The 21,050-nt window shown below is 68.4% G+C and carries 21 protein-coding genes; 8 read left to right on the top strand and 13 right to left on the bottom strand.

From position 1 onward, the window contains the following. Window position 1 precedes the first annotated feature (1 nt). From E3O57_RS10120 to E3O57_RS10070, 11 genes are all read right to left on the bottom strand, one after another. Window positions 2-1,414, bottom strand: coding sequence for an FAD-binding oxidoreductase (locus tag E3O57_RS10120; protein WP_103479601.1), 1,413 nt, complete (start codon window positions 1,412-1,414; stop codon window positions 2-4). A gap of 114 nt (window positions 1,415-1,528) precedes the next feature. Continuing rightward, window positions 1,529-2,521, bottom strand: a complete 993-nt coding sequence (locus E3O57_RS10115; RefSeq protein WP_241990369.1) for an NAD(P)/FAD-dependent oxidoreductase — start codon at window positions 2,519-2,521, stop codon at window positions 1,529-1,531. Continuing rightward, window positions 2,514-2,843, bottom strand: coding sequence for a ferredoxin (fdxA, locus tag E3O57_RS10110; RefSeq protein ID WP_088456492.1), 330 nt, complete (start codon window positions 2,841-2,843; stop codon window positions 2,514-2,516). Before fdxA ends, E3O57_RS10115 begins: the two co-directional genes overlap by 8 nt. Continuing rightward, window positions 2,840-4,246, bottom strand: coding sequence for an FAD-dependent oxidoreductase (locus tag E3O57_RS10105; protein WP_103479599.1), 1,407 nt, complete (start codon window positions 4,244-4,246; stop codon window positions 2,840-2,842). The genes fdxA and E3O57_RS10105 overlap by 4 nt, the downstream gene beginning before the upstream one ends. Window positions 4,247-4,317: 71 nt before the next feature. Further along, window positions 4,318-5,238, bottom strand: coding sequence for an ABC transporter permease (locus E3O57_RS10100; RefSeq protein ID WP_088456490.1), 921 nt, complete (start codon window positions 5,236-5,238; stop codon window positions 4,318-4,320). Continuing rightward, window positions 5,228-5,968, bottom strand: a complete 741-nt coding sequence (locus E3O57_RS10095) for an ABC transporter ATP-binding protein (protein ID WP_198416823.1) — start codon at window positions 5,966-5,968, stop codon at window positions 5,228-5,230. The genes E3O57_RS10100 and E3O57_RS10095 overlap by 11 nt, the downstream gene beginning before the upstream one ends. 53 nt (window positions 5,969-6,021) lie before the next feature. Beyond that, window positions 6,022-7,095, bottom strand: coding sequence for an ABC transporter substrate-binding protein (locus E3O57_RS10090; protein WP_103459994.1), 1,074 nt, complete (start codon window positions 7,093-7,095; stop codon window positions 6,022-6,024). Beyond that, complete coding sequence (locus tag E3O57_RS10085) at window positions 7,092-8,465, bottom strand: sulfate adenylyltransferase subunit 1 (protein ID WP_103479597.1); 1,374 nt, start codon at window positions 8,463-8,465, stop codon at window positions 7,092-7,094. The genes E3O57_RS10090 and E3O57_RS10085 overlap by 4 nt, the downstream gene beginning before the upstream one ends. Beyond that, the gene (gene cysD, locus E3O57_RS10080; protein ID WP_103459992.1) at window positions 8,465-9,436 is read right to left on the bottom strand and encodes a sulfate adenylyltransferase subunit CysD; all 972 of its coding nucleotides are present in this window, start codon (window positions 9,434-9,436) and stop codon (window positions 8,465-8,467) included. Before cysD ends, E3O57_RS10085 begins: the two co-directional genes overlap by 1 nt. Further along, a complete protein-coding gene (locus E3O57_RS10075; protein ID WP_103479596.1) occupies window positions 9,418-10,143 on the bottom strand; it encodes a phosphoadenylyl-sulfate reductase in 726 nt (241 codons plus the stop codon). Before E3O57_RS10075 ends, cysD begins: the two co-directional genes overlap by 19 nt. Further along, window positions 10,140-11,942: a nitrite/sulfite reductase gene (locus tag E3O57_RS10070; RefSeq protein ID WP_103479595.1), complete on the bottom strand. Its 1,803-nt coding sequence runs from the start codon at window positions 11,940-11,942 to the stop codon at window positions 10,140-10,142. The genes E3O57_RS10075 and E3O57_RS10070 overlap by 4 nt, the downstream gene beginning before the upstream one ends. Window positions 11,943-12,083: 141 nt before the next feature. Between E3O57_RS10070 and ftsY the strand changes: the two genes are divergently transcribed. Next, window positions 12,084-12,959, top strand: a complete 876-nt coding sequence (gene ftsY / locus E3O57_RS10065) for a signal recognition particle-docking protein FtsY (RefSeq protein ID WP_103432061.1) — start codon at window positions 12,084-12,086, stop codon at window positions 12,957-12,959. Between the two features lie 10 nt (window positions 12,960-12,969). Continuing rightward, complete coding sequence (locus E3O57_RS10060; protein ID WP_088456482.1) at window positions 12,970-13,476, top strand: DUF2004 domain-containing protein; 507 nt, start codon at window positions 12,970-12,972, stop codon at window positions 13,474-13,476. Window positions 13,477-13,549: 73 nt separating this feature from the next. Here the strand turns inward: E3O57_RS10060 and E3O57_RS10055 are convergent, their stop codons facing one another. Next, window positions 13,550-15,061: an MFS transporter gene (locus E3O57_RS10055; RefSeq protein ID WP_103479594.1), complete on the bottom strand. Its 1,512-nt coding sequence runs from the start codon at window positions 15,059-15,061 to the stop codon at window positions 13,550-13,552. 48 nt (window positions 15,062-15,109) lie between these two features. Here E3O57_RS10055 and E3O57_RS10050 point away from each other — a divergent pair, with 48 nt between their 5' ends. From E3O57_RS10050 to E3O57_RS10040, 3 genes are all read left to right on the top strand, one after another. Beyond that, a complete protein-coding gene (locus E3O57_RS10050) occupies window positions 15,110-15,718 on the top strand; it encodes a TetR family transcriptional regulator (protein WP_103479593.1) in 609 nt (202 codons plus the stop codon). A gap of 12 nt (window positions 15,719-15,730) precedes the next feature. Next, the gene (gene ffh / locus E3O57_RS10045) at window positions 15,731-17,296 is read left to right on the top strand and encodes a signal recognition particle protein (protein WP_088456479.1); all 1,566 of its coding nucleotides are present in this window, start codon (window positions 15,731-15,733) and stop codon (window positions 17,294-17,296) included. Window positions 17,297-17,359: 63 nt separating this feature from the next. Further along, complete coding sequence (locus E3O57_RS10040) at window positions 17,360-18,148, top strand: LLM class F420-dependent oxidoreductase (RefSeq protein ID WP_103479592.1); 789 nt, start codon at window positions 17,360-17,362, stop codon at window positions 18,146-18,148. Window positions 18,149-18,221: 73 nt separating this feature from the next. On the opposite strand, the gene E3O57_RS10035 is transcribed toward E3O57_RS10040, so the two are convergent. After that, a complete protein-coding gene (locus E3O57_RS10035) occupies window positions 18,222-19,427 on the bottom strand; it encodes a glutamate--cysteine ligase (protein WP_370289974.1) in 1,206 nt (401 codons plus the stop codon). A 282-nt stretch (window positions 19,428-19,709) separates the two neighbouring features. Between E3O57_RS10035 and rpsP the strand changes: the two genes are divergently transcribed. Genes rpsP through rimM form a run of 3 tightly spaced genes read left to right on the top strand, consistent with a single transcriptional unit; the run spans window position 19,710 to window position 21,049 of the window. Next, window positions 19,710-20,126 carry a 30S ribosomal protein S16 gene (gene rpsP / locus E3O57_RS10030; protein WP_103432055.1) on the top strand — a complete coding sequence of 139 codons (417 nt, stop codon included), beginning with the start codon at window positions 19,710-19,712 and terminating at the stop codon, window positions 20,124-20,126. 2 nt (window positions 20,127-20,128) lie between these two features. After that, the gene (locus tag E3O57_RS10025) at window positions 20,129-20,365 is read left to right on the top strand and encodes an RNA-binding protein (protein ID WP_088456475.1); all 237 of its coding nucleotides are present in this window, start codon (window positions 20,129-20,131) and stop codon (window positions 20,363-20,365) included. A 21-nt stretch (window positions 20,366-20,386) separates the two neighbouring features. Further along, a complete protein-coding gene (rimM, locus tag E3O57_RS10020; protein ID WP_088456474.1) occupies window positions 20,387-21,049 on the top strand; it encodes a ribosome maturation factor RimM in 663 nt (220 codons plus the stop codon). The last annotated feature ends 1 nt before the right edge of the window (window position 21,050 follow it).

The following is a 21,050-nucleotide window of genomic DNA, read 5'->3' as shown; positions in this document are numbered from 1 at the left end:
GCTAGGTCGGCAGCGGCCGGTTGCTGCGGAACAGGTTCTCCGGGTCGACCCTCGCCTTGATCCCGGCCAGGCGTTGCAGTTCCTCCGGCGTGAACGCCACACCCAGATCCTGGCCGGCCGCGAGCATCGTCGGCACGATGCGGGGCACACCCACGGCATGCACGGTGTCCTCCAGCGGTTGGAACACCAGATGGCGGTCGGAGGCGGCCGGAACCGGCGCGCCCGGCGGCAGGATCGCCGCCGCGAAGAGCATGAACCCGGCGTCGAGGTGGCCGACGACTCCGTCGGCACCGACCGTCGGGTCGCCGATCAACCCGCCCAGCGGCCGCAGCTGCAGCAGGGACAGTCCGGCGTAGCTCGCGGTGTGGAAGGCCTCGACGAGGCTCGCGATGGTGGCGGTGTCGAGATCGCTGACGGTCCTGGACCAGTCCAGCGTCGCCGAGGGTTCCTGCGGTTCTCCGGAGACCTCGCCCAGCTGGCCGATCGAGAACGGCCGGCACAGGTTGGCGATGACCGGGGCGATCGACACGAGCGGAGCGAGCAGGGCGCTCCCCGCCGCTTCCGACCCCACAAAAACCGCATCAACCTGGGTGAAGCTCCGCCCGCGCAGAAGCTCGGGCACCTGCTCGACGTCGGGCAGGTTGATCAGGCCCAGGAACAGGCTCAGTTCCGGCGGCGCATCCAGCAGGATGTCGGCCGCGGCTCCGAAGACCACCTCGGCCGATTCGGCGGGAAACAGGATCTTGCCGCCGAAGAGGTCGGCCGCCGGGTACAGCTCGATCTCCAGGGCGGTCACCACGCCGAAAAGCCCGCCGGCGCCTCGCAGGCCCCAGAGCAGATCCGGGTCGCTGTCTTTGGTGACGCGGCGCAGCACCCCGGTGGCGTCGATCAGCTCGACGGCTCGAATCGAGTGCGCGGCCAGCCCCTGCCACCGGCTGAACCAGGAGTGCCCGCCGGAGAGCAGGTACCCCATGACGCTGACGTCGGGGTTGGTGCCGGCCAGAGCGATCAGGCCGGTGCCGTCGAGACGGTTGAGCAGGGTTCCCCAGGGCACGCCGGCGCCGACGCGTGCGAACCGGGCGACGACATTCACGGTGACCTCGTCGAAGGCACTGGTGCGCACGAGGATCTGGCCGGCGAGGTCGGCGGCGGCGCCATGCCCCCGCGGCTGCACGGTCACCCCCAGGCCGGCCTCCCTGGCCGCGACGATGACCTGCCTGAGGTCGCGCACAGAGCGCGGCCGCACGACGGCGCTCGGCTGCTGGTCGACGGCGAGGTTCCACGGGGCGCGGGCGTCGTCCCAGCCTGCTTCGCCGGGCAGCACCAGAGCGCCTTCGAGAATCCCGCTGAGGGCGATGAGGGCAGGATTCGCGCCGGACGCCGGCGATTGCATGGGCTGTGGTGTGGTGCTCATGGGCGTCCTTTCGACGGGCGATGCTTTCACCGACGCAAGGCCGACCCGCGCGGCGACTACCGTGACGATACCCAGCACCGCGGCGGCCCGCCACCCCGGGCGCCGGTGCACCTGTCAGTGTGCGGTGCTTACCCCCAGCAGGTCCTGGCTGATGATCGCGGCCGTGCGGGCACCGGCGCCGGCCGCCACGATCAGCTGCTGGGGTCCGGGCGCCGCGACGTCCCCGGCGGCGTAGAGCCCCAGCACGCTGGTGCGCCCGTTGCGGTCGGTGAGCAACTGGGCGTGCTCGTCCCCGGCGACGTTCAGCCCGGTCAGGAACTCCACGGCGGGATGCCAGAGCGGCCGCACGAACCCGCCGGTGACCGGGATCCGGTCACCGCCAGACACCCGCACCGCGGCGAGCCGCCCCCGGTCGCCTTCGAGGTCGGTGATGCGGCGTCGTTCGACGCTGATGCCGCGCCCGCGCAGCACCCGTTCCTGGCCGGCGGAGACGGCGCCGGTCTCGTCGCTGAAGAGTGAGCCGTTGGTGAACACCGTCAGCGTGCGGGTCCACTGGGAGACCAGGAGCGCCCGGGCGAACAGGTCCTCGGTCTCGCCGATCAGCGCCAGCGGTTGATCACCCAGCTCGTAGCCGTCGCAGGCGGCGCAGCTGAACAGGCTCATGCCATAGAACCCGCGGATGTTGGGAACATCCGGAAGCGTCTCGCGCAGCCCGGTGGCCACGAGCACCGCGCGGCTGGCCACGGTTCGACCGGCACTTGACGGGCTTCCGAGCGTCACGGCGAACGGGTGCGAGTCGTCCTCCTCGGACAGCTCGCGGGTTCGCCGGACCGCGCGCACCGAGGTACGCCGCAAGATCTGGGCGCCTGGATAGCCCTCGACCTCTGCCCTGGCCAGCCGGCGCAGCTCGTGCGGAGGGACCCCGTCCCTGGTGAGGAAGCCGTGCGAGATCATGGTCGCCGCGTTCCGGGGCCGGTCGCTGTCGATGACGAGCACGGTGAGGCGGGCCCTGCTCAAGTTCAGCGCCGCCGAGAGGCCGGCAGGACCGGCGCCGATCACGACGCAGTCATAGCGGTCCTGGTCGTCGTGGCCCAGGGCCTCAGCCACCGAGTGCGCCCTGGCGAGGCAGCTCGGCGATGACCGGGTGGTCGTAGCCGAGCACACCGGTTTTCGCGGCGCCGCCGGGGGAGCCGAGCTCGACGAAGAAGTCCACATTGGCCCGGTAGTAGTCGGACCAGGCTTCGGGCAGGTCGTCCTCGTAGTAGATGGCCTCCACCGGGCAGACCGGTTCGCAGGCGCCGCAGTCGACACACTCGTCGGGGTGGATGTACAGGGACCGTTCGCCCTCGTAGATGCAGTCGACCGGGCACTCGTCGACGCAGGCGCGATCCTTCACGTCCACGCAAGGCAGCGCGATGACATAGGTCACGATGACACCAGCGAGACTTCGGCGGCGATCAGCACCTGCTCGTCGCGGGGCACGACCTTCACCCGTTCCCGGGTCACCTCCGAGAGGTCGGCATCGCCGAGGGCCCGTTCGTGGGCGTCCAGGGCCAGCCAGCCGGGCCAGGTGGTGTAGCGGATGCCGCGCTCGCCGAGCAGTCGCAGGACGGCGTCCTGGGCGGGGTCGGCCGGTTCAGGCAGCAGTGCCAGGTCCTCGACCAGGTGGGTGATCGTCTCCAGTGCGTCGCCCTTGGTGTGGCCGATCAGCCCGACCGGGCCACGCTTGATCCAGCCCGTGGTGTAGAGCCCGGGCAGGGGCGTGCCGTGCTCGTCGATGACGCGGCCTTCGTCGCTGGTGATGACGCCGCGGGCGTCGTCGAAGGGCACATCGGGCAGCGCGCTGCCGCGGTAGCCGACCGCGCGGTAGACGGCCTGCAGCGGGTAGTCGAGGATCTGCCCGGTGCCGCGCACGCCCCCGTCGCCGGTCGGCGTGGTGCGTTCGAAGCGCATCCCCTCGACTCTGTCGGTGCCGTAAACCTCTACCGGGCTGTGCAGGAAGTGCAGGTGCAACCGCCGGGACGCTCCGGTGGGCTCCCGGGTGAGCCAGCCGTTCAGGGTGCGGCTCATCACCTTGACCTGGTTGCTGGAAGCGGCCAGGCGGGCCTCGGAGTCGGCGTCCCTGGGGAAGTCCTCCTCGTAGACGATCACGTCGACGTCGGGGATATCGCCGAGTTCGCGCAGTTCTATCGGGGTGAACTTCACCTGGCCGGGACCGCGCCGGCCGAAGACGTGCACGTCGGTGACCGGCGAGCCCGCCAGGCCGGCGTGCACGTTGGCGGGGATGTCGGTGCTGAGCAGGTCGGCGGGGTGCTTGGCCAGCATCCGCGCCACGTCGAGGGCCACGTTGCCGTTGCCGATCACCGCGATGTCGGTGGCGTCCAGCGGCCAGTCCCGCGGCACATCCGGATGCCCGTCGAACCACGAGACGAAGTCGGCCGCTCCGTAGGATCCGGGCAGGGTGATGCCGGGGATCGGCAGGTCGGCGTCGCGGATCGCCCCGGTGGCGAAGATGACGGCGTGGTAGTGCCGGCGCAGGTCGGCCAGGCTCAGGTCGGTGCCGTAGCCCACGTTGCCGAGGAACCTGATGGTGCCGGCATCGAGCATCTCGTGCAGGGAGGTGACGATGCCCTTGATGCGGGGATGGTCGGGAGCCACGCCGTAGCGGATCAGGCCGTAGGGGGCGGGCAGGGTGTCGAACAGGTCGATGCCGACCTCACCGCCGGTCGCCCGCACGGCCGCGCCGAGGATGTTGCCGGCGTAGATGCCGGCGGGGCCGGCGCCGATGATGGCGACGCGCAGTGGCTGGGGCGCGGAGGGCGTCCGGGTCATGAGGGGCCTTTCGAAAGAGGGGGGTCGGACGTGCGTGACGGGGTGGGGTGAATCGGTGGGTCATGGTTCGCCTACCGGCGCGCGCCGGGGGTGAGGCCACGGCGGCGCAGGAGCCGGCGCTCGAGCGGGGCGAAGGCGGTCAGTTCCACCAGAATGCCCACCGCGAGGATGACCAGGATGGTCGCGAGCACCGCGGAAAGGTCGGCGAGTTCCCGGCTCTGCTGCAGCATGGTGCCGAGCCCGAATCCGATCGAGCCGCCTACCACGATGATCTCCGCAGCCATCAGGGACCGCCAGGCGAAGGCCCACCCCTGTTTGAGCCCGGAGAAGTACCCGGGCAGGGCGGCCGGGAGCACGACCAGGGTGGCGAGTTCGATGCGGGAGGCGCCCAGCACGGTGCCGACCTTGCGCAGCTGCGGCGGAACCTGGTCGATGCCGGAGACCAGCCCGTTCGCGATCGACGGGACGGCGCCCATCAGCACCACGAAGTAGACGGTGGCGTCGGTCAGGCCGAACCAGATGATCGCGGCGGGCACCCAGGCCACGGACGGCAGCACCTGCAGACCGGACAGGAGCGGCCCGAGGGCACGCCGGAGCAGCCGCCACTCGGCCAGCAGCAGCCCGAGCGGGGTACCGATCGCGACGGCGATGAGGAAGCCGGCTCCGCCGCGGGACAGGCTGGTGAGAACCGCCTGCTGCAGTCGGCCGTCGTTCCACTGCTCGACAAGCGACCCGGCCACGTTCACCGGGCCCGGTGCCAGGTCGGGTCGGGGCTGGGCGATCACGGTGTAGAACTGCCAGGCCACGATCAGCGCCACCACCAGCAGGACCGGTGGCAGCACCCCGCCGAGAAACCGGCGCCAGCGGCCCTTCTCGGTCAAGGGCACGGTCTGGAGGGCGTCCAAACCCGATTCGAGGCGTCGCAGCTCGTCGTGATCACCGACGCTGCGGGGCGCGGCGGAAGAACTGTGCAGCTTGGTGTCAGGCAGCATTGCGGCGGATCTCCTCTCGTAGCTGGTCGGTGATCTCGATGGCCAGGCGGGACACCTCGGGGGACTCGATCCGCCGGGTTCCGGTGTCGTCGATGCGCCATTCGTTGGCGATGCGGCCCGGGCGAGAGGACATGAGCACCACCCGCTGGCCGAGCCGGGCGGCCTCGCGCACGTTGTGGGTGACGAAGATGATGGTGCGGCCGGTCTCCCGCCAGACCCGCTCCAGTTCCTCGTGCAGCAGGTCCCGGGTGATGGCGTCGAGGGCCGCGAAGGGTTCGTCCATCAGTAGGACCTTGCGGTCCTGGGCGAGGGCCCTGGCCAGGGCCACTCGCTGGCGCATGCCGCCGGAGAGCTCGTGCGGGCGTTTCTGGGCGGCATCGGCGAGGTTGACGAGGTCGAGCAGCTCCAGGGCCTGGGCGCGGCGCTGGGACCTGGGCACCCCCCGGAGCTTGAGAGCGAGTTCGACGTTGCGTCCGGCGGTCAGCCACGGGAAGAGCGCCGACTCCTGGAACATCACCGCCGCGTTGCCGCTGGTCACGGTGACCGTGCCCTCGGTCGGGTGTTCGAGACCGGCGATGATGTTGAGCAGGGTGGATTTGCCGCAGCCGGAGGCGCCGAGCAGGCAGAGGAACTCGCCGGGTGCCACGGTGAGGGTGATGTTGTCCAGAACGACAGGGCCGGTCGGTCCGAACCGTTTGCCGAGTGAGTCGATGCGGATCGCTGGAGTCACACCGAGAGGCTGCGTGGTCGGTGCCTGGGGCGTGTCGGTGAAGGTCTGCACGATTACTCGGTTCCGAGCCCGGCAGCGGCGACAGGTTGCCCGCCGGCCGCCGTGAGGACCCTGTTCAGCGGTGCCAGGTCGAAGAGCCCGTCCAGGCTCCCGGTTTTGGCGGTGCCGACGTCGACTCCGGCTTGCAGCAGCAGAGGGAAGGCCGCCGCGAGCGGGTCGGTCGTGAACGTCACGCCGGTGAGGGCGCGGGCGAGAACTGCGTCGGGCAGCGGCGTGCCGGTGTCCGCAACGAGGGTGCGGTTGATCGCGGCGGCGGCCTGGTCGGGGTTGGCGGTGAGCCAGTCGACGGATGCCGTGTGGCCGGCGACGAGAGCCTGAACGGTTTCCGGGTGCGCGGCCAGGAAATCGGCCCCCACCACCAGCACCGTGGTCGGGAACGCGCCGTCCGGCCAGAGCGAGGCCTCATCGACGAGGACGGTGGCACCGGCCTCGAGGATGAACCTGGACACCCAGGGTTCGGGGAGCCACGCGCCGTCGATCTTGCCGCTCTGGAAGAGGGTGAGGGCCTGGGCGTTGTCGGTCGGGGCGATATCCACGTCGCCGTCGCCGCCGGTGGTGCTTGTCGAGTAGCCCTGCTCGCCGAGCCAGGAGCGCAGCGCGACATCCTGCGTGTTGCCCAGCTGCGGGCTGGCGATCGTGGTTCCAGCCAGGTCGCTCGCGTCGGTGATTCCGGGTCGCACGACCAGCGCGGCCCCGCCGCTGGTGGCCCCGGCCACGATCCGAACCGACTGGCCGGCGCTCTGCACAAAACTGTTCACCGCGGGGTTGGGGCCCAGGTAGGCCGCGTCGATGGCCCCAGCGCTGAGGGCTTCGATGGCGGCGGGGCCGGCGCTGAAGACCTGGGTGGTCAGCGTGGTGTCGCCGAGCGCATCCGCCAGCAGCCCCTGATCCAGCCCGACCAGTGCCGGGGCGTGTGTGACGTTGTCGAAGTAGCCCAATCGGAGCTCGGCGGCCGGCCCGGCCGGTTCCGCGGCGCTGCGGGAGACGGAGCATCCGCCCAGCAGCACTGGAATCAGGGCGGCGGCCAACAGGAGGCGGCCGGCCGGACGGGCGGTACGGGCGCTCATGCCTGCCCTCCGGTTCCGGCAGCAGTCCCGGCAACCGTCCTGGCATCGGTCCCGGCAGCCGTCACGATTCCGGCGGCCAGTGTCGCGCCATCCTGCGGCTGGATCACCAGGAACGCGCCGGCTCTTCGGTTCGCCGCGTAGGTTTCCACCGGGAGGGCGGCGGACAGCCGCACGGTGACCTGTCCGATGTCGTTGATCTCGAGCGCTGGAGCGACTTCGAGGTCCAGGGTGTCCAGGTTGAGCCGGCCGGTGATGGTTCCGACGATGGCCTGCACGGTGTGCGTGCCGAACTTGACCAGCACCCGGGCGCCGGGCTGCAGGGCCCGGGGGTCGAGCCAGAACAGGTCGGCGGCCAGCTCCTTCACGGGTTCGGGCATGGTGCCGGCCGTGCCGATGACGGCGCCGCGGGCGATGTCGAGGTCGTCGCGCAGCCGCAGGGCGACCGACTGCGGTGCCACGGCCTCGTCGAGTGCGATTCCGGCGAAGTCGATGCCGGTCACGACGGTGCTGGCGCCGCCGGGGGTCACCGTGACGGTGTCGCCCACCCGCACGGTCCCTGACGCCACCTGGCCGGCGTACGCCCGGTAGTCGCGGTAGTCCGCGGCATCTTCCGGCGCAACGGCGACGGCGCCCTGGGGGCGCAGCACGAGCTGCACCGGCAGCCTGAACGACTCCACGTTCGTGGCGACGTCGTCAGCGGCGGGCAGGGTCTCCAGCAGCTCGAGCAGGCTCGGGCCGTCGTACCAGGGCGTGTTCGGCGACCTCTCGACGACGTTGTCGCCCACGAGGGCCGAAACCGGGATGACGTGCACAGCGCCCAACCCCAGCTCGTCGGTGACCCGGCGCACGGCCGCGGCGACAGCGCCGAACGCGGCCTCGTCGTAATCCTGCAGATCGATCTTGTTCACCGCGATGACGATGTGGGGCACCCGCAGCAGTTTCACGACGGACAGGTGCCTGCGAGTCTGTTCGAGCACGCCCTTGCGCGCGTCGATGAGCATGATGACGGCATCCGCCGTGGTGGCACCGGTGACCATGTTGCGGGTGTACTGAACGTGGCCGGGGCAATCGGCCAGGATGAACGAGCGCTGATCGGTGGCGAAGTACCGGTAGGCGACGTCGATGGTGATGCCCTGCTCGCGCTCGGCCCGGAGCCCGTCGGTGAGCAGCGCAAAATCGATGCCGCCGGCCGCGCCGCCGAAGCCGCGCTCGGTGGAGGTACGGGTGACGGTGTCGAGCTGGTCGGCGAGGATCGCCTTCGAATCGTGCAGCAGCCGACCGACCAGGGTGGACTTGCCGTCGTCGACGGAACCGGCGGTCGCGAATCTGAAGAGGGTCCCCTCTGAACGTTCGAGCTGTACCTGAGTCATTAGAAATACCCGTCCTTCTTGCGATCTTCCATGGCGGCTTCTGAGATCCGGTCATCGGCGCGGGTCGCGCCGCGTTCGGTGATGGTGCTCACGGCGATTTCGCGTACGACGTCCTGCACGGATGCGGCGTCGGAGTCGACGGCGCCGGTGCAGCTCATGTCGCCCACGGTGCGGTACCTGACCGTGCGCGAGACGACGGTCTCATTGGCCAGCGGGGCGCTGACCGGGCCGACGGCGCGCCACATGCCGTCGCGACGGTAGACCTCGCGCTCGTGCGCGTAGTACAGCGCGGGCAGCCTGATGCCCTCCCGCTCGATGTAGCGCCAGACGTTGAGCTCGGTCCAGTTGCTGATCGGGAACGCCCGTACGTGCTGGCCCACAGTGTGGCGGCCGTTGTAGAGGTTCCAGAGTTCGGGGCGCTGGTTGCGCGGGTCCCACTGGCCGAACTCGTCGCGGAGCGAGAGGATGCGCTCCTTCGCACGGGCCTTGTCCTCGTCGCGGCGGGCACCGCCGAAGACGGCGTCGTGGCGGCCGGCGGCGATCGCGTCGAGCAGCGGCAACGTCTGCAGGGGGTTGCGGGTGCCGTCGGCGCGTTCCGTCAGGCGGCCGTCGTCGATATAGTCCTGCACCCTGGCCACCTCGAGGCGGAGACCCAGACGGGCCACGGTCTCGTCACGGAACTCGAGGACCTCGGGAAAGTTGTGCCCGGTGTCCACGTGCAGGAGCGGGAACGGCACCTTCCCCGGCCAGAACGCCTTCGCGGCCAGGTGCAACACGACCACCGAGTCCTTGCCGCCGGAGAACAGCAGCACGGGGCGTTCGAACTCGGCGACCACCTCACGGATGATGTGGATCGCCTCGCTCTCGAGCACGTCGAGCTGGCTCAACCCGGTGCTGTCGGTGGAAGCGGCGCGGTCGATGGCGCGGTCGATGGTGGGGGCGGGGAGAGCGTTCACAGGTGGAGTCCGCATTCTGTCTTCGCCAGGCTGGCCCAGCGTCCGGATCGGGGATCGTCGCCTTCGGCGACGGGTTTGGTGCACGGCGCGCAGCCGATGGAGGGGTAGCCCTGGGCCATCAGCGGATTAACCGGCACGTTGTGCGTGCCGGCGTAGTCCAGGATGTCCTCGAAGCTCCAGGCGGCGAGCGGATTGACCTTGACGAGGCCGTTGCGTTCGTCCCAGGCGATCAGCGGCGTGTTCGCCCGGGTGGGGGCCTCGTCGCGGCGTACGCCGGTGAACCAGACCTCGTAGCCACCGAGCACCCGGTGCAGGGGATCGACCTTGCGCAGCGCGCAGCACAGGTTCGGGTCCCTGGCGAACAGCTCGGAACCGTGCTCGGCGTCCTGCTCGGTCACCGTGCGCTCGGGCAGCACGTCGACGATGCGTACGGGCAGCAGCCTGGCCACGTCGCCCCGGGTGTCGTGGGTCTGGGCGAAGTGGTAGCCGGTGTCGAGGAAAAGCACGTCAACGCCGGGCAGTCGCCGGGACACGGTGTGGGGGAGCACGGCGTCGGCCATCGAGCAGGCGACCGCGGCGGCCTCCGTGCCGAAGTTGCGGGCCACCCAGGCGATGACCTCGTCGGCGGATGCCTCGTCCAGCTCGGCAGCGCCGGCCGCGGCCAGGGCGCGCAGCTCGTCGGGGGAGCGGCGGGTGCTCGTGGGAGTGCCGGTGCTGCTCATAACAGAGCCTCCTCGTTTGCGCGGTGCGCCCAGACCGCGAAGGTCTCGGTGTCACCCCTGTCGGCCAGGAAACGGAGGACGATGCGCTCCACATAGTCCGCGAGGTCGTCTGCGGTGACCTTGAGACCACGCACGGTGCGGCCGAGGCCGGCCTCATCGCGGCCGACGGAGGCCAGGCCCCCGCCGAGGTGCACCTGGAAACCGGGGACCTGGCCGCCGTTCCCGTCGGCGAGGAGCTGGCCTTTGAGGCCGATGTCGGCGGTCTGGATGCGGGCGCAGGAGTTGGGGCAGCCGTTCACGTGCAGGCTGATCGGTTGCGGCACGTCGATGCCGGCCAAGCGTTTCTCGAGTTCGAGAACGGCGTCGGTCGCGGTCTGCTTGGTCTCGACGATGGCGAGCTTGCAGAACTCGATGCCGGTGCAGGCGATGGTCGTACGGCGGAACAGGCTTGGGCGGGCGGCGAGGCCGAGCGTGTCGAGGGCGGTGATGAGCGGTTCGACGTCTTCTTCTCGGATGTCCAGAAGTACGAGTTTCTGGTGCGGCGTGGTGCGCAGCCGCCCGGAGCCGTGCTGCTCGAGGAGGTCGGCGAGTCGTGTGAGCATGGTGCCGGAGACCCGGCCGACAAACGGGGTGACACCGATGTAGAACCGGCCGTCGACCTGCTTGTGCACGCCGATGTGGTCACCGTGCTGGGTCGGCGTCGGGGCGGGCGGACCGTCGGGCAGTGCCTCGAACAGATACTCGTCTTCAAGGACCTGACGGAATTTCTCCGGCCCCCAGTCCGCCAGCAGGAACTTCAACCTGGCCTTGTTGCGCAGGCGCCGGTATCCGTAGTCGCGGAAGATGGAGGCAACGCCGAGCCACACGTCGGCGACCTTCTCGGGTGAGACGAAGGCACCCAGGCGCTCGCCGAGCCGGGGGTTGGCCGAGAGGCCGCCACCCACCCAGAGGTCGTAACCGAGGCCGAGCTCCGGATGCCGCAGGGCGACGAAGCCGACGTCGTTGATCTCGTGCACAACATCCTGGCTCGGGTGCCCGGTCAGAGCGGTCTTGAACTTGCGGGGGAGGTTCGCGAGTTCGGGGACCCCGATGTACCGCGCCGTGATGTCGGCGATCGTGTCGGTCGGGTCGAGGAGTTCGTCGACGGCGATGCCGGCGACGGGGGAGCCGAGCACCACGCGCGGCACATCGCCGCAGGCTTCGGTGGTCTGCAGGCCGACGGCCTCGAGGCGGCGCCAGATTTCGGGAACGTCCTCGACCCGGATCCAGTGCAGCTGGATGTTCTGCCGGTCGGTGAGATCGGCGGTGTCCCGGGCGAATTCCTCGGAGATCTGACCGATGACCCGCAGCTGGCCGGTGCTGAGCTGGCCGCCGTCGATGCGCACCCGAAGCATGAAATAGGCGTCTTCGAGTTCGTGGGGTTCGAGGGTCGCGGTCTTTCCGCCGTCGATACCCGGCTTGCGCTGAGTGTAGAGGCCCCACCAACGGAACCGGCCGTGCAGGTCGGTGCTTTCGATGGAGTCGAACCCGTCTCGGGAATAGATCTTCTCGATCCGCTCGCGCACGTTCAGCCCGTTGTCTACTTGCTTCCAGGCCTCGTTGCCGTTGAGCGGCTCGGTGCCGTCGACTTTCCACTGGCCGTTCGGCCGGGAGGCGGGTCGCGGACGATGGCCGGCCTCGGTCTTCGGCTGGGTGGTCTGGCTCTGTGGCACTGAGGTCCTCCTCGTTGAACGCGGGCGCTGCTCCGCCAGGCTGCGCGGCGTGCTGGGAAATCTACCGAGCCTGCGCCGCAACGTCATGGCGAGGCGTCACAGCCGGTCACGCTCCGTAGCGGGGCGTCACGAAGACGCGGCCGACGCCCCGAGTGAATATGGTGTCGCGGTGGGCACTGGTGCCCGGCGTCGACGGCGGGGTCGGCAGCCGAGCCATAGGCTAGGGGCATGGCAGAACGCACCCCGTGGTCCCTCTCCGGCGCATTGCGCGGAGTGTTCGCGAAGAAAACCATCGACGCCGATACCTGGGATGACCTCGAGGACTCGTTGATCCAGGCCGATTTCGGCCCCGACATCACCGATGCGATCGTGGCAGAGCTGCGCGCCAAGGTGTCGCGGTACAACACCACGGACCCCAAGGACCTGCACCGGATGCTCCGCGAGGGCATCGAGGAGCGCCTGGCGAAGCTCGATCCCACGCTGAACCTCAGCGCCCGGCCTGCCGTGGTGCTCGTGGTCGGTGTCAACGGGGTGGGGAAGACCACCACCATCGGAAAATTCGCCAAGTTCCTGCGCGTCCACGACCGCAGCGTCCTGATCGGGGCCGCCGACACCTTCCGTGCCGCCGCCGTGGAGCAGCTCGCCACCTGGGCGGAACGGGCCGGCGCGGACATCGTGAAACCGCAGGCCCAGGGCCAGGACCCGGCATCCGTTGCCTTTCAGACCGTCGAACGTGCCGTCAGCACGGGTACCGAGATCGTGATCATCGACACCGCCGGCCGGTTGCAGACCAAGGGCGGGCTGATGGATGAGCTCACCAAGATCCGTCGGGTCATCGAGAAGCAGACCCCGATCTCCGAGGTGCTCCTGGTGCTGGATGCCACGACCGGCCAGAACGGTCTCGCGCAGGCGGAGGCATTCATCGAGCACGCCGGGGTGACCGGCCTCGTGCTGACCAAGCTCGACGGGTCGGCCAAGGGCGGTTTTGTCCTGGCCGTTCAGGAAAAAACAGGAATCCCCATCAAACTCGTCGGGCAGGGTGAGGGAATCAACGACCTCACCGGTTTCACCCCGCACGTTTTCGCACAAAAACTCGTCGGATAGGACGCCCCTCATGACCATCGAACATGACTTTTTCGGAATCCTCGGCAGCGACGACGACAGCGGCGAGGTGTACTGGTCCGATACCGCTGAGCTGGGTGACCAGAACGTCGAAATCGACGTGAGCTCACCCGACGAAGACTCGGTGTCGGTTGAGGCCCTCGATATCGTCGCGGCCATGATCAACGCCTTGGAAGACCTCGATTCGCAGGCTCGCGAATCACTCGTCGCCGACCTGAGCGCCGAGGTCTCGGTCACCAGCCAGTTCATCGTCGCGCAGTTCGAGGAGCTCGACGCCGAGGTGCTCGAGGACGCCCTGATCTGGGACTCCGGGGACAAGCAGATCGATTACCTGCGCTCTCTCCAGTTGCAGCGCATCGGGTTCCACCCGCATCACGTCGGCAACGACCAGCATTTCGCGGTGCTCGACTACTCGATCAGCCCGCACGAGACCGATGCCCTGCTCGTTGTGACCCTGGACGTACACGGCGACACCATCGTGATCGCCGCTGACAGCTGACATTCGGCCTCGTCACACATCAAAGGCCCCCGGAGCGATCCGGGGGCCTTTGATGTGTGCGGAGCGTGGCGATTCAGCCCAGGTGCATGGCCGACTCGGTGCCGAGCAGGTCCTCCGGCTTCGGGCGCACCATGAAGAACGCGACGGGGGCGGCCACCAACACGCCCACGGCGGCCCAGAAGAAGGCGGCCTGATAGCCGTCGACGAAGGCCTCCAGCTGGGCGACGGGGGTGCCGTCGCCGCCGGCCAGCGAGGCCGCAATGGCCGAGGTGTAGAGCACTGTGAAGACCGCGGAGCCGATCGATCCGCCGATCTGCTGCACGGCGGTGACCGCGGCGCTGGCGGCGCCGGCGTCGTGGGCGTCGATGCCGGCCAGTGCCACGTTTTGCAGTGGCACAAAGATCATCGCCAGGCCCGCACCCATCAGAATGAGGCCGGGCGGCACCTCAACGAGATAGCTGCCGTCGACGGTGATGCGGGAGAGATAGAACAGCCCGGCGGCCACGATGACAGGTCCCACGGTCATCGGCACGCGAACGCCGATGCGGGGCAGGAACTTGGACAGCACAGTGGCGCCGACCATGATCGTCGCGGTCATCGGCAGGGAGGCCAGTCCGGATTCCAGCGGCGAGAAGCCCAGCACGATCTGCAGGTGGAAGGTGAGGAAGAGCAGGCCGCCCAGCAGCGCGGCGCCGGTGAGCGTGCCGGTGATGAACGCGCCTCCGCGCACCTTGTCGGCCAGGATCCGCAGCGGCAGCAGCGGGTGGTTGGACCGGCTCTCGACGAGCACGAAGAGGCCCAGGAGCACGACGCCCAGCGGGATGAAGACGAGGACCTGCCAGGCCGACCAGCCGTTCTCGGCCTGGGCGAATCCGAAGACCAGCGAACCGAGTCCGAGAGCAACCAGAATCGCGCCGGGCACGTCGTATCGGGTGTTGCCGTGGGCCTTGCTCTCCCGGATGATCGGGATGGCCGCGGCGATGGCGATGATCGCGATCGGCACGTTCACGAGCAGGCACCAGCGCCAGCTGGCGTACTCGGTGAGCACCCCGCCGAGCACCAGGCCCACCGCGGCGCCACCGCCGGCGATCGCACCGTAGACCGAGAAGGCCTTGATGCGGTCCTTGCCACCGGGGAAATTGACCGTGAGCAGGGCCAGCGAGGCCGGGGCCAGTAGCGCGGCGAACAGGCCCTGCAGGCCGCGGGCTGCCAGGAGTTCCCAGGTGCTCTGCGCCATGCCGCCGAGCGTGGAGGCGACCGCGAAGCCGGCCATGCCCACGATGAAGGAGCGCTTGCGGCCCCAGTAGTCGGCGATGCGGCCGCCGAGGAGCAGCAGCGCGCCGAAGACCAGGGCATAGAGGGTGACGACCCAGGTGCGGTCGCCGTCGCTCATGCCGAGGTCGCTCTGGGCGTGAGGGAGGGCGATGTTGACGATGGTGCCGTCGAGCACGACGGTCAGCTGGGCGAGGGCCACGATGGCCAGCAGCCACCACCGGCGGGGGTGGTGAGCGTGGGCTTCGGTAGAGGAGTCGGGCGATGGAGGGGTGGAAACCGGGGAAACGCCGGTCGCGCTCGATTGTGACATGCCGAGAACTATACCAAACGAACTAGTTCGTTTTGTTACACTGATGGCATGAAAAGAGTCGATTCACCGTCCGGGCTGCCGCCGAAGGAGCCAGCGCCCACACGTCAGCGCATCCTCGAGGCCGCGAGGGTGGAATTCGCCGCCTACGGGCTCGCCGGTGCCCGCATCGACCGAATCGCCCGCAACGCCTCGGCCAGTAAGGAGCGCCTCTACGCCTACTACCGGCACAAGGCGGACCTCTTCAGCGCGGTCCTGGAACTGAACCTGATCGAGTTTGCGAGCGCGGTGGAGCAGGGCGCAGGGGAGTCCCTGCCCGAGTTCGCGGGCGCACTCTACGACCACTCGGTCGCGCATCCGGAATACCTGCGGATGATCGACTGGGCCAATCTGGAGGGCCAGGACCTGATCAACCCGCCGCTGGCCCTCATCGAGGATTTCCACGCCGAGCGGGTCCGCGCGGTCATCGCACTGCAGGCGAGCGGAAGCGTCGACGCATCCTGGGACCCCGACCACCTCAACGCCCTCGTGTTCGGGATCGTCTCGTGCTGGATCCACGAGCCTGCCGCCGCCCTGGCCGCCGACCGGGCACCGGACCCCGCCACCGTCGCCGCCCGTCGGGCCAGTGCGGTGCGCGGCGTCGAACGATTGATCGGTTAAACTAAGACCACAATGGCTACTTTTGGAAACCTCTCAGATCGCCTCGCCGAGACGTTTAAAAATCTCCGCACCAAGGGCAAGCTCAGCGCCGCGGATGTCGACGGCACCGTCCGCGAGATCCGGCGCGCCCTTCTCGACGCCGACGTGGCGCTTGAAGTGGTCAAGGACTTCACCGGCAAGGTGCGCGAACGCGCCCTCGGCGACGAGGTCAGCAAGGCGCTGAATCCGGCCCAGCAGGTCGTGCAGATCGTCAACGAGGAGCTCATCCAGATTCTCGGTGGCCAGCAGCGCCGCCTGGAATTCGCGAAGAAGCCGCCGACCATCATCATGCTCGCCGGTCTCCAGGGTGCGGGTAAGACCACCCTGGCCGGCAAGCTCGCCAAGTGGCTGGCAAAGGACGGCCACACGCCGATCCTGGTCGCCGCCGACCTGCAGCGCCCCAACGCCGTCACCCAGCTCGAGGTCGTCGGCGCGCAGGCGGGTGTGCCCGTGTACGCCCCCGAGCCCGGCAACGGCGTCGGCAACCCGGTCAAGGTGGCCCGCGACGGCGTCAAGTTCGCTCAGCAGAAGCTGCACGACGTGGTCATCGTCGACACCGCAGGACGTCTCGGCGTCGACGCCGAGATGATGAAGCAGGCCGCGGACATCCGCAAGGCCATCGACCCCGACGAGGTGCTCTTCGTCATCGACGCCATGATCGGTCAGGACGCCGTGGCGACGGCCCGTGCATTCCAGGACGGCGTCGACTTCACCGGTGTCGTGCTGTCCAAGCTCGACGGCGACGCCCGCGGTGGTGCGGCACTATCGGTGGCGTCGATCACCGGCCGACCGATCATGTTCGCGTCCACGGGAGAGGGCCTGGACGACTTCGAACCGTTCCACCCCGACCGCATGGCCAGCCGGATCCTCGACCTCGGTGACATCCTCACACTGATCGAGCAGGCTCAGGGTGCGTTCGACGAGGACGAAGCGCGCAAGATCGCGGAGAAGTTCTCCACCGACACCTTCACCCTCGACGACTTCCTCGGCCAGATGCAGCAGCTGCGCAACATGGGCTCGATCAAGAAGATGATGGGCATGCTGCCCGGCGCCGGCGCCATGAAGCAGCAGCTGGACAACTTCGACGAGCGCGAGATCGTGCGCACCGAAGCGATCATCCAGTCGATGACCAAGGCCGAGCGGGTCACACCCAAGCTCCTGAACGGTTCACGGCGCCTCCGCATCGCGCGCGGTTCCGGGTCGACCGTCACCGAGGTGAACCAGCTCGTGCAGCGGTTCGAACAGGCCGCCAAGATGATGAAGACCGTGGCCAAGGGCGGCATGCCCAACATCCCCGGCATGGGTCCGATCCCCGGCGGTATGGGCGGCAAGCGTCCCCAGGTGCAGCAGAAAAAGAAGGGCTCGAAGTCGGGCAACCCGGCCAAGCGTGCCGCGGAGAATGCGGCCATCGCCTCCGGTGAAAAGGTCGGCGGCGCTCCCGCCGCCGGCGGCTCAGGTTTCGGTCTGGGCGGCGGAGCCAAGGCCGGCGGACCGTCGGCCGAGGAGATGGCGGCACTGCAGAAGATGCTCGGCCGCTAAAGCGCCCGGATGTCGCATGCCGACGTCGCCGAAATGGGTGTGGCCGGGGATTAGGATTTTGCAATGACCTCTCCCCAGCACCGCCCCGTGCGCCTCGGCGTGCAGATCGCCCCGCAGCACGCCGACTACACGTCGATCCGGAACGCCGTTGCGGCGGTCGAAGCCCTCGGCGTTGACGTCGCCTTCAACTGGGATCATTTCTTCCCGCTCTCCGGCGACCCGGAGGGGCTGCACTTCGAGTCCTGGACCCTGCTGGCCGCCTGGGCCGAACAGACCAGCGTCATCGAGATGGGCGCACTGGTCAACTGCAACAGCTACCGCAACGCCGACCTGCAGGCGGACATGGCCCGCACCATCGACCACATCAGCGGCGGCCGCTTCATCTTCGGCACCGGCTCGGGCTGGTTCGAACGCGACTATGACGAGTACGGCTACGACTTCGGTACCGTCGGCACCCGCCTGGACGCCCTCGCCGCAGACCTGCCTCGCATCGAGGCGCGCTGGGACAAGCTCAACCCGGCGCCGGTTCGCGACATCCCGGTACTCATCGGCGGTGCCGGTGAGAAGAAGACGCTGCGTATCGTGGCGCAGCACGCCGACATCTGGCACTCGTTCTCCACCCCAGAGGTCCTCACCCACAAACTCGGCGTCCTGGGCACCTGGTGCGACACCGTCGGGCGTGACATCAGTGAGATTGAAATCTCCACCGAGCTGCGCGGCAAGACCACCGAGGAAGCCGACGAACTCTATGGACTCGGCACCACCCTGTTCACCCTCGGAATCTCCGGTCCCGCCTACGATCTCGCGCCCGTGGAGGACTGGCTCGCCTGGCGCGACAGCAAAAACGCCTGATTGCAGTCCCGGTGAGGTGGCCTGTCCTCGTCGGGTCAGAAGTGACAACTTTCTATGCGCGAGGTCTAGGCGCTCAACTCACGGTTCGCGAAGGTGGGGCCGGCGGGAGCAGACCCTCGCGGAGCTCGCGGCTGAGGGCGGCGACCACGGCGGGGAGGTCACCGTTGTGTGTGGCCGCCACGGCCAGCTGACGCTGATAGCTGGCACCGTGGTCGAGGATCAGGTTCAACTGCAGCAACTCGGTCAGGCAGCCGAGGCGCTCGGCGGTGGGGGAGAGCACCTCGACGAGGCGGCGCACCTCGTCGGTGACCATCCGCTCGGTGCCGGTTGAGTTCACGATGATCTCGGCCGCCAGCCCGTACCGGGCCGCCCGCCACTTGTTCTCACGCACGAACCAGGGCTGCATGGTGGGCACCGGCCGGCCCTCGTCGATCTCCGTCGACATCCACTCGACCACACACTGAATGAACGCGGCGATCGCCCCGAGCTCTTCAACCGTCGATACTCCGTCGCAGGCGCGCACCTCGATGGTGCCCCAGCGCGGCGACGGGCGGATGTCCCAGCGCACTTCGGAGGCGTCCTCAATGATTCCGGTCACCGTGAGGTCGTTGACGTACTCCTCCCACGCGGGCCAGTCCTCGAGGCGCCAAGGCAGGCCGGCCGTCGGAAGCTGCTGGAACATCTGGGCGCGGTTGGAGGCGTAGCCCGTGTTGACCCCGGCCCAAAACGGGCTGGACGCGCTCAGCGCCTGCAGGTGCGGCACGAAGCTCAGCAGGCCGTTGAGGATCGGGATGACCTTGTCGCGGTCCTCGATGCCCACGTGCACGTGGATGCCCCAGATCATCATGTTGCGACCCCACCACTGGGTGCGGTCGATGAGCTTGTGGTACCGCTTCTTATCGGTGACCTGCTGGTCGAACCATTGCCCGAACGGATGTGAACCCGAACAGATCGGGTCGACGCCCAGAGGGTCGGTGATGGCACGTACCTCGGCGACCTGCCCGGCGACGTCGCCGACAGCGCCGGCCACCGTGTGGTGCACCCCGGAAACGAGCTCAACGGTGTTCAGGAGGAGCTCTCCGGTGATGTGCGGGTGTGGGGAGCCGTCCGGCCCCCTGAGAGCGTCGAGTACCTCGTCGGCGATCGACACGAGGTCTCCGGTCGCGCGGTCGACCAGGGCGAGTTCCCACTCGATCCCCACCGTCGACCGCTCGGAGCGAGCGAATTCGATTCCCACTCTTTCGATACCCACGGTGGTGCCCTTCGTGCTTCGAGTCATGCTTCGAGGCCCCGATGCGGGGCGATGTGGCACAATCCTGACAGCTAAACGGTGCCGGCGCGGTTCGCCGCGCTACACGGGGTCACGGTGTCGGCCGGATTGCCCGAAGTAACTCGGCGCACGATTATCACAAAGTGCTCGATGTCTGACACAATGATTAGTCGAGTTCCGTTATGCCCGACCCTCTAATCCGGCGTAACACGAACCTTATTGAGCTTGTGCCGAGTGTGCCCCCACGCTCACGGCTGTCAGTTCGCCAAACATCTAAATCACAGGAGAATTGTGGCTGTCAAAATCCGTCTGAAGCGCATGGGCAAGATCCGTGCACCGTACTACCGCATCGTTGTCGCCGACTCGCGCACCAAGCGCGACGGCCGCGTCATCGAAGAGATCGGCATCTACCACCCCACGCAGGAGCCTTCGGTCATCGAGGTCAAGTCCGAGCGTGCCCAGTACTGGCTCTCCGTCGGCGCCCAGCCGACCGAGCAGGTTGCGGCACTCCTCAAGCTGACCGGCGACTGGGGCATCTTCAAGGGCGACAAGAACGCCGTCTCCACCGTCAAGATGAAGGAGCCGAAGGCTCCCTTCGTCGCCGACGAGAAGAAGAAGCCGGTTCTGAAGCCCAAGGCTGACAAGCCCGCGGCCAAGGCCCCGACCGACGACGTTGCCGCCGAGGCAACCGAAGAGGACAAGGCGTAATTTTGCTCGCTCCCGCGCTTGAGCACCTCGTCAAGGGAATCGTTGATCACCCGGACGACGTGCACGTTGTAGCCCAGAACTCACCCCGTGGTGAGGTGCTCGAGGTTCGTGTGAACCCCGAGGACCTCGGCCGGGTGATCGGCCGCGCCGGTCGCACCGCCAAGGCGCTGCGCACTCTCGTGGCCGCTCTGGCCGATGGCAAGCGCGTGCGGGTCGACGTTGTCGATACCGACAACTGAGCGGGTAGTGACTAGCCCCTCATGAGCGACGACAGCACGACCCCGGCCACCCAACTGCGGGTGGGGCGCCTCACCAAGGCCCATGGCCTCAAGGGCGCCATCAAGCTGGAGCTGTTCACGGACGACCCGGGACGACGTTTCGTCCCGGGCGCCGTGTTCACGCTCCAGGTGCCGACCAGCTCACCCTGGCACGGCAAGACCATCGAACTCGTCGAGCTGCGCTGGTACAACCAGCACCCCGTCGGGTTCTTCAAGGGGGTCCCGGACCGCGAAGCCGCCGAGGCCCTGGCCAAGGCGATCCTTTGGATCGACCAGGACTCGGCCGAGCAGACCGACGAAGAAGACGCCTGGTACGACCACCAGCTGGTGGGACTCGCCGTCGTGCGCGACGGGGTGCAGATCGGCACGCTGACGCGCCTCGAGCACCTGCCGGCCCAAGATCTCCTGATCGTGAAGACCGCCAACGGCGAGGTGATGATCCCGTTCGTCAAGGCGATCGTTCCCTCGGTCGACGTCAAGGCCGGCGTCATCACGATCACTCCGCCCCCCGGACTGCTCGAAGAGCTGCCTGAGGAACCCGACACCGACGACTCGACGCCCGGAGACGCGGCGCCGGCAGCGGATGCGGAACCCGACTCAGATGAACCGGCAGCGACGCCGACTCCTGACGGTCAGGACGCATAGA

The organism is Cryobacterium sp. TMN-39-2, assembly GCF_004402745.1.
GTDB classification, from domain to species: domain Bacteria; phylum Actinomycetota; class Actinomycetes; order Actinomycetales; family Microbacteriaceae; genus Cryobacterium; species Cryobacterium zongtaii.
The sequence above is the reverse complement of the archived record's forward strand: the minus strand, read 5'-3'. Positions and strand labels throughout refer to the sequence as shown.

What these genes read in the sequence shown, in the direction of transcription:
- E3O57_RS10120 (WP_103479601.1), bottom strand. Translation starts at nt 1,414, where the DNA reads ATGAGCACCACACCACAGCCCATGCAATCGCCGGCGTCCGGCGCGAAT.
- E3O57_RS10105 (WP_103479599.1), bottom strand. Translation starts at nt 4,246, where the DNA reads ATGACCCGGACGCCCTCCGCGCCCCAGCCACTGCGCGTCGCCATCATC.
- E3O57_RS10100 (WP_088456490.1), bottom strand. Translation starts at nt 5,238, where the DNA reads ATGCTGCCTGACACCAAGCTGCACAGTTCTTCCGCCGCGCCCCGCAGC.
- E3O57_RS10090 (WP_103459994.1), bottom strand. Translation starts at nt 7,095, where the DNA reads ATGAGCGCCCGTACCGCCCGTCCGGCCGGCCGCCTCCTGTTGGCCGCC.
- E3O57_RS10085 (WP_103479597.1), bottom strand. Translation starts at nt 8,465, where the DNA reads ATGACTCAGGTACAGCTCGAACGTTCAGAGGGGACCCTCTTCAGATTC.
- cysD (WP_103459992.1), bottom strand. Translation starts at nt 9,436, where the DNA reads ATGCGGACTCCACCTGTGAACGCTCTCCCCGCCCCCACCATCGACCGC.
- E3O57_RS10075 (WP_103479596.1), bottom strand. Translation starts at nt 10,143, where the DNA reads ATGAGCAGCACCGGCACTCCCACGAGCACCCGCCGCTCCCCCGACGAG.
- E3O57_RS10070 (WP_103479595.1), bottom strand. Translation starts at nt 11,942, where the DNA reads ATGACGTTGCGGCGCAGGCTCGGTAGATTTCCCAGCACGCCGCGCAGC.
- ftsY (WP_103432061.1), top strand. Translation starts at nt 12,084, where the DNA reads ATGGCAGAACGCACCCCGTGGTCCCTCTCCGGCGCATTGCGCGGAGTG.
- E3O57_RS10060 (WP_088456482.1), top strand. Translation starts at nt 12,970, where the DNA reads ATGACCATCGAACATGACTTTTTCGGAATCCTCGGCAGCGACGACGAC.
- E3O57_RS10055 (WP_103479594.1), bottom strand. Translation starts at nt 15,061, where the DNA reads ATGTCACAATCGAGCGCGACCGGCGTTTCCCCGGTTTCCACCCCTCCA.
- E3O57_RS10050 (WP_103479593.1), top strand. Translation starts at nt 15,110, where the DNA reads ATGAAAAGAGTCGATTCACCGTCCGGGCTGCCGCCGAAGGAGCCAGCG.
- ffh (WP_088456479.1), top strand. Translation starts at nt 15,731, where the DNA reads ATGGCTACTTTTGGAAACCTCTCAGATCGCCTCGCCGAGACGTTTAAA.
- E3O57_RS10040 (WP_103479592.1), top strand. Translation starts at nt 17,360, where the DNA reads ATGACCTCTCCCCAGCACCGCCCCGTGCGCCTCGGCGTGCAGATCGCC.
- E3O57_RS10035 (WP_370289974.1), bottom strand. Translation starts at nt 19,427, where the DNA reads ATGACTCGAAGCACGAAGGGCACCACCGTGGGTATCGAAAGAGTGGGA.
- rimM (WP_088456474.1), top strand. Translation starts at nt 20,387, where the DNA reads ATGAGCGACGACAGCACGACCCCGGCCACCCAACTGCGGGTGGGGCGC.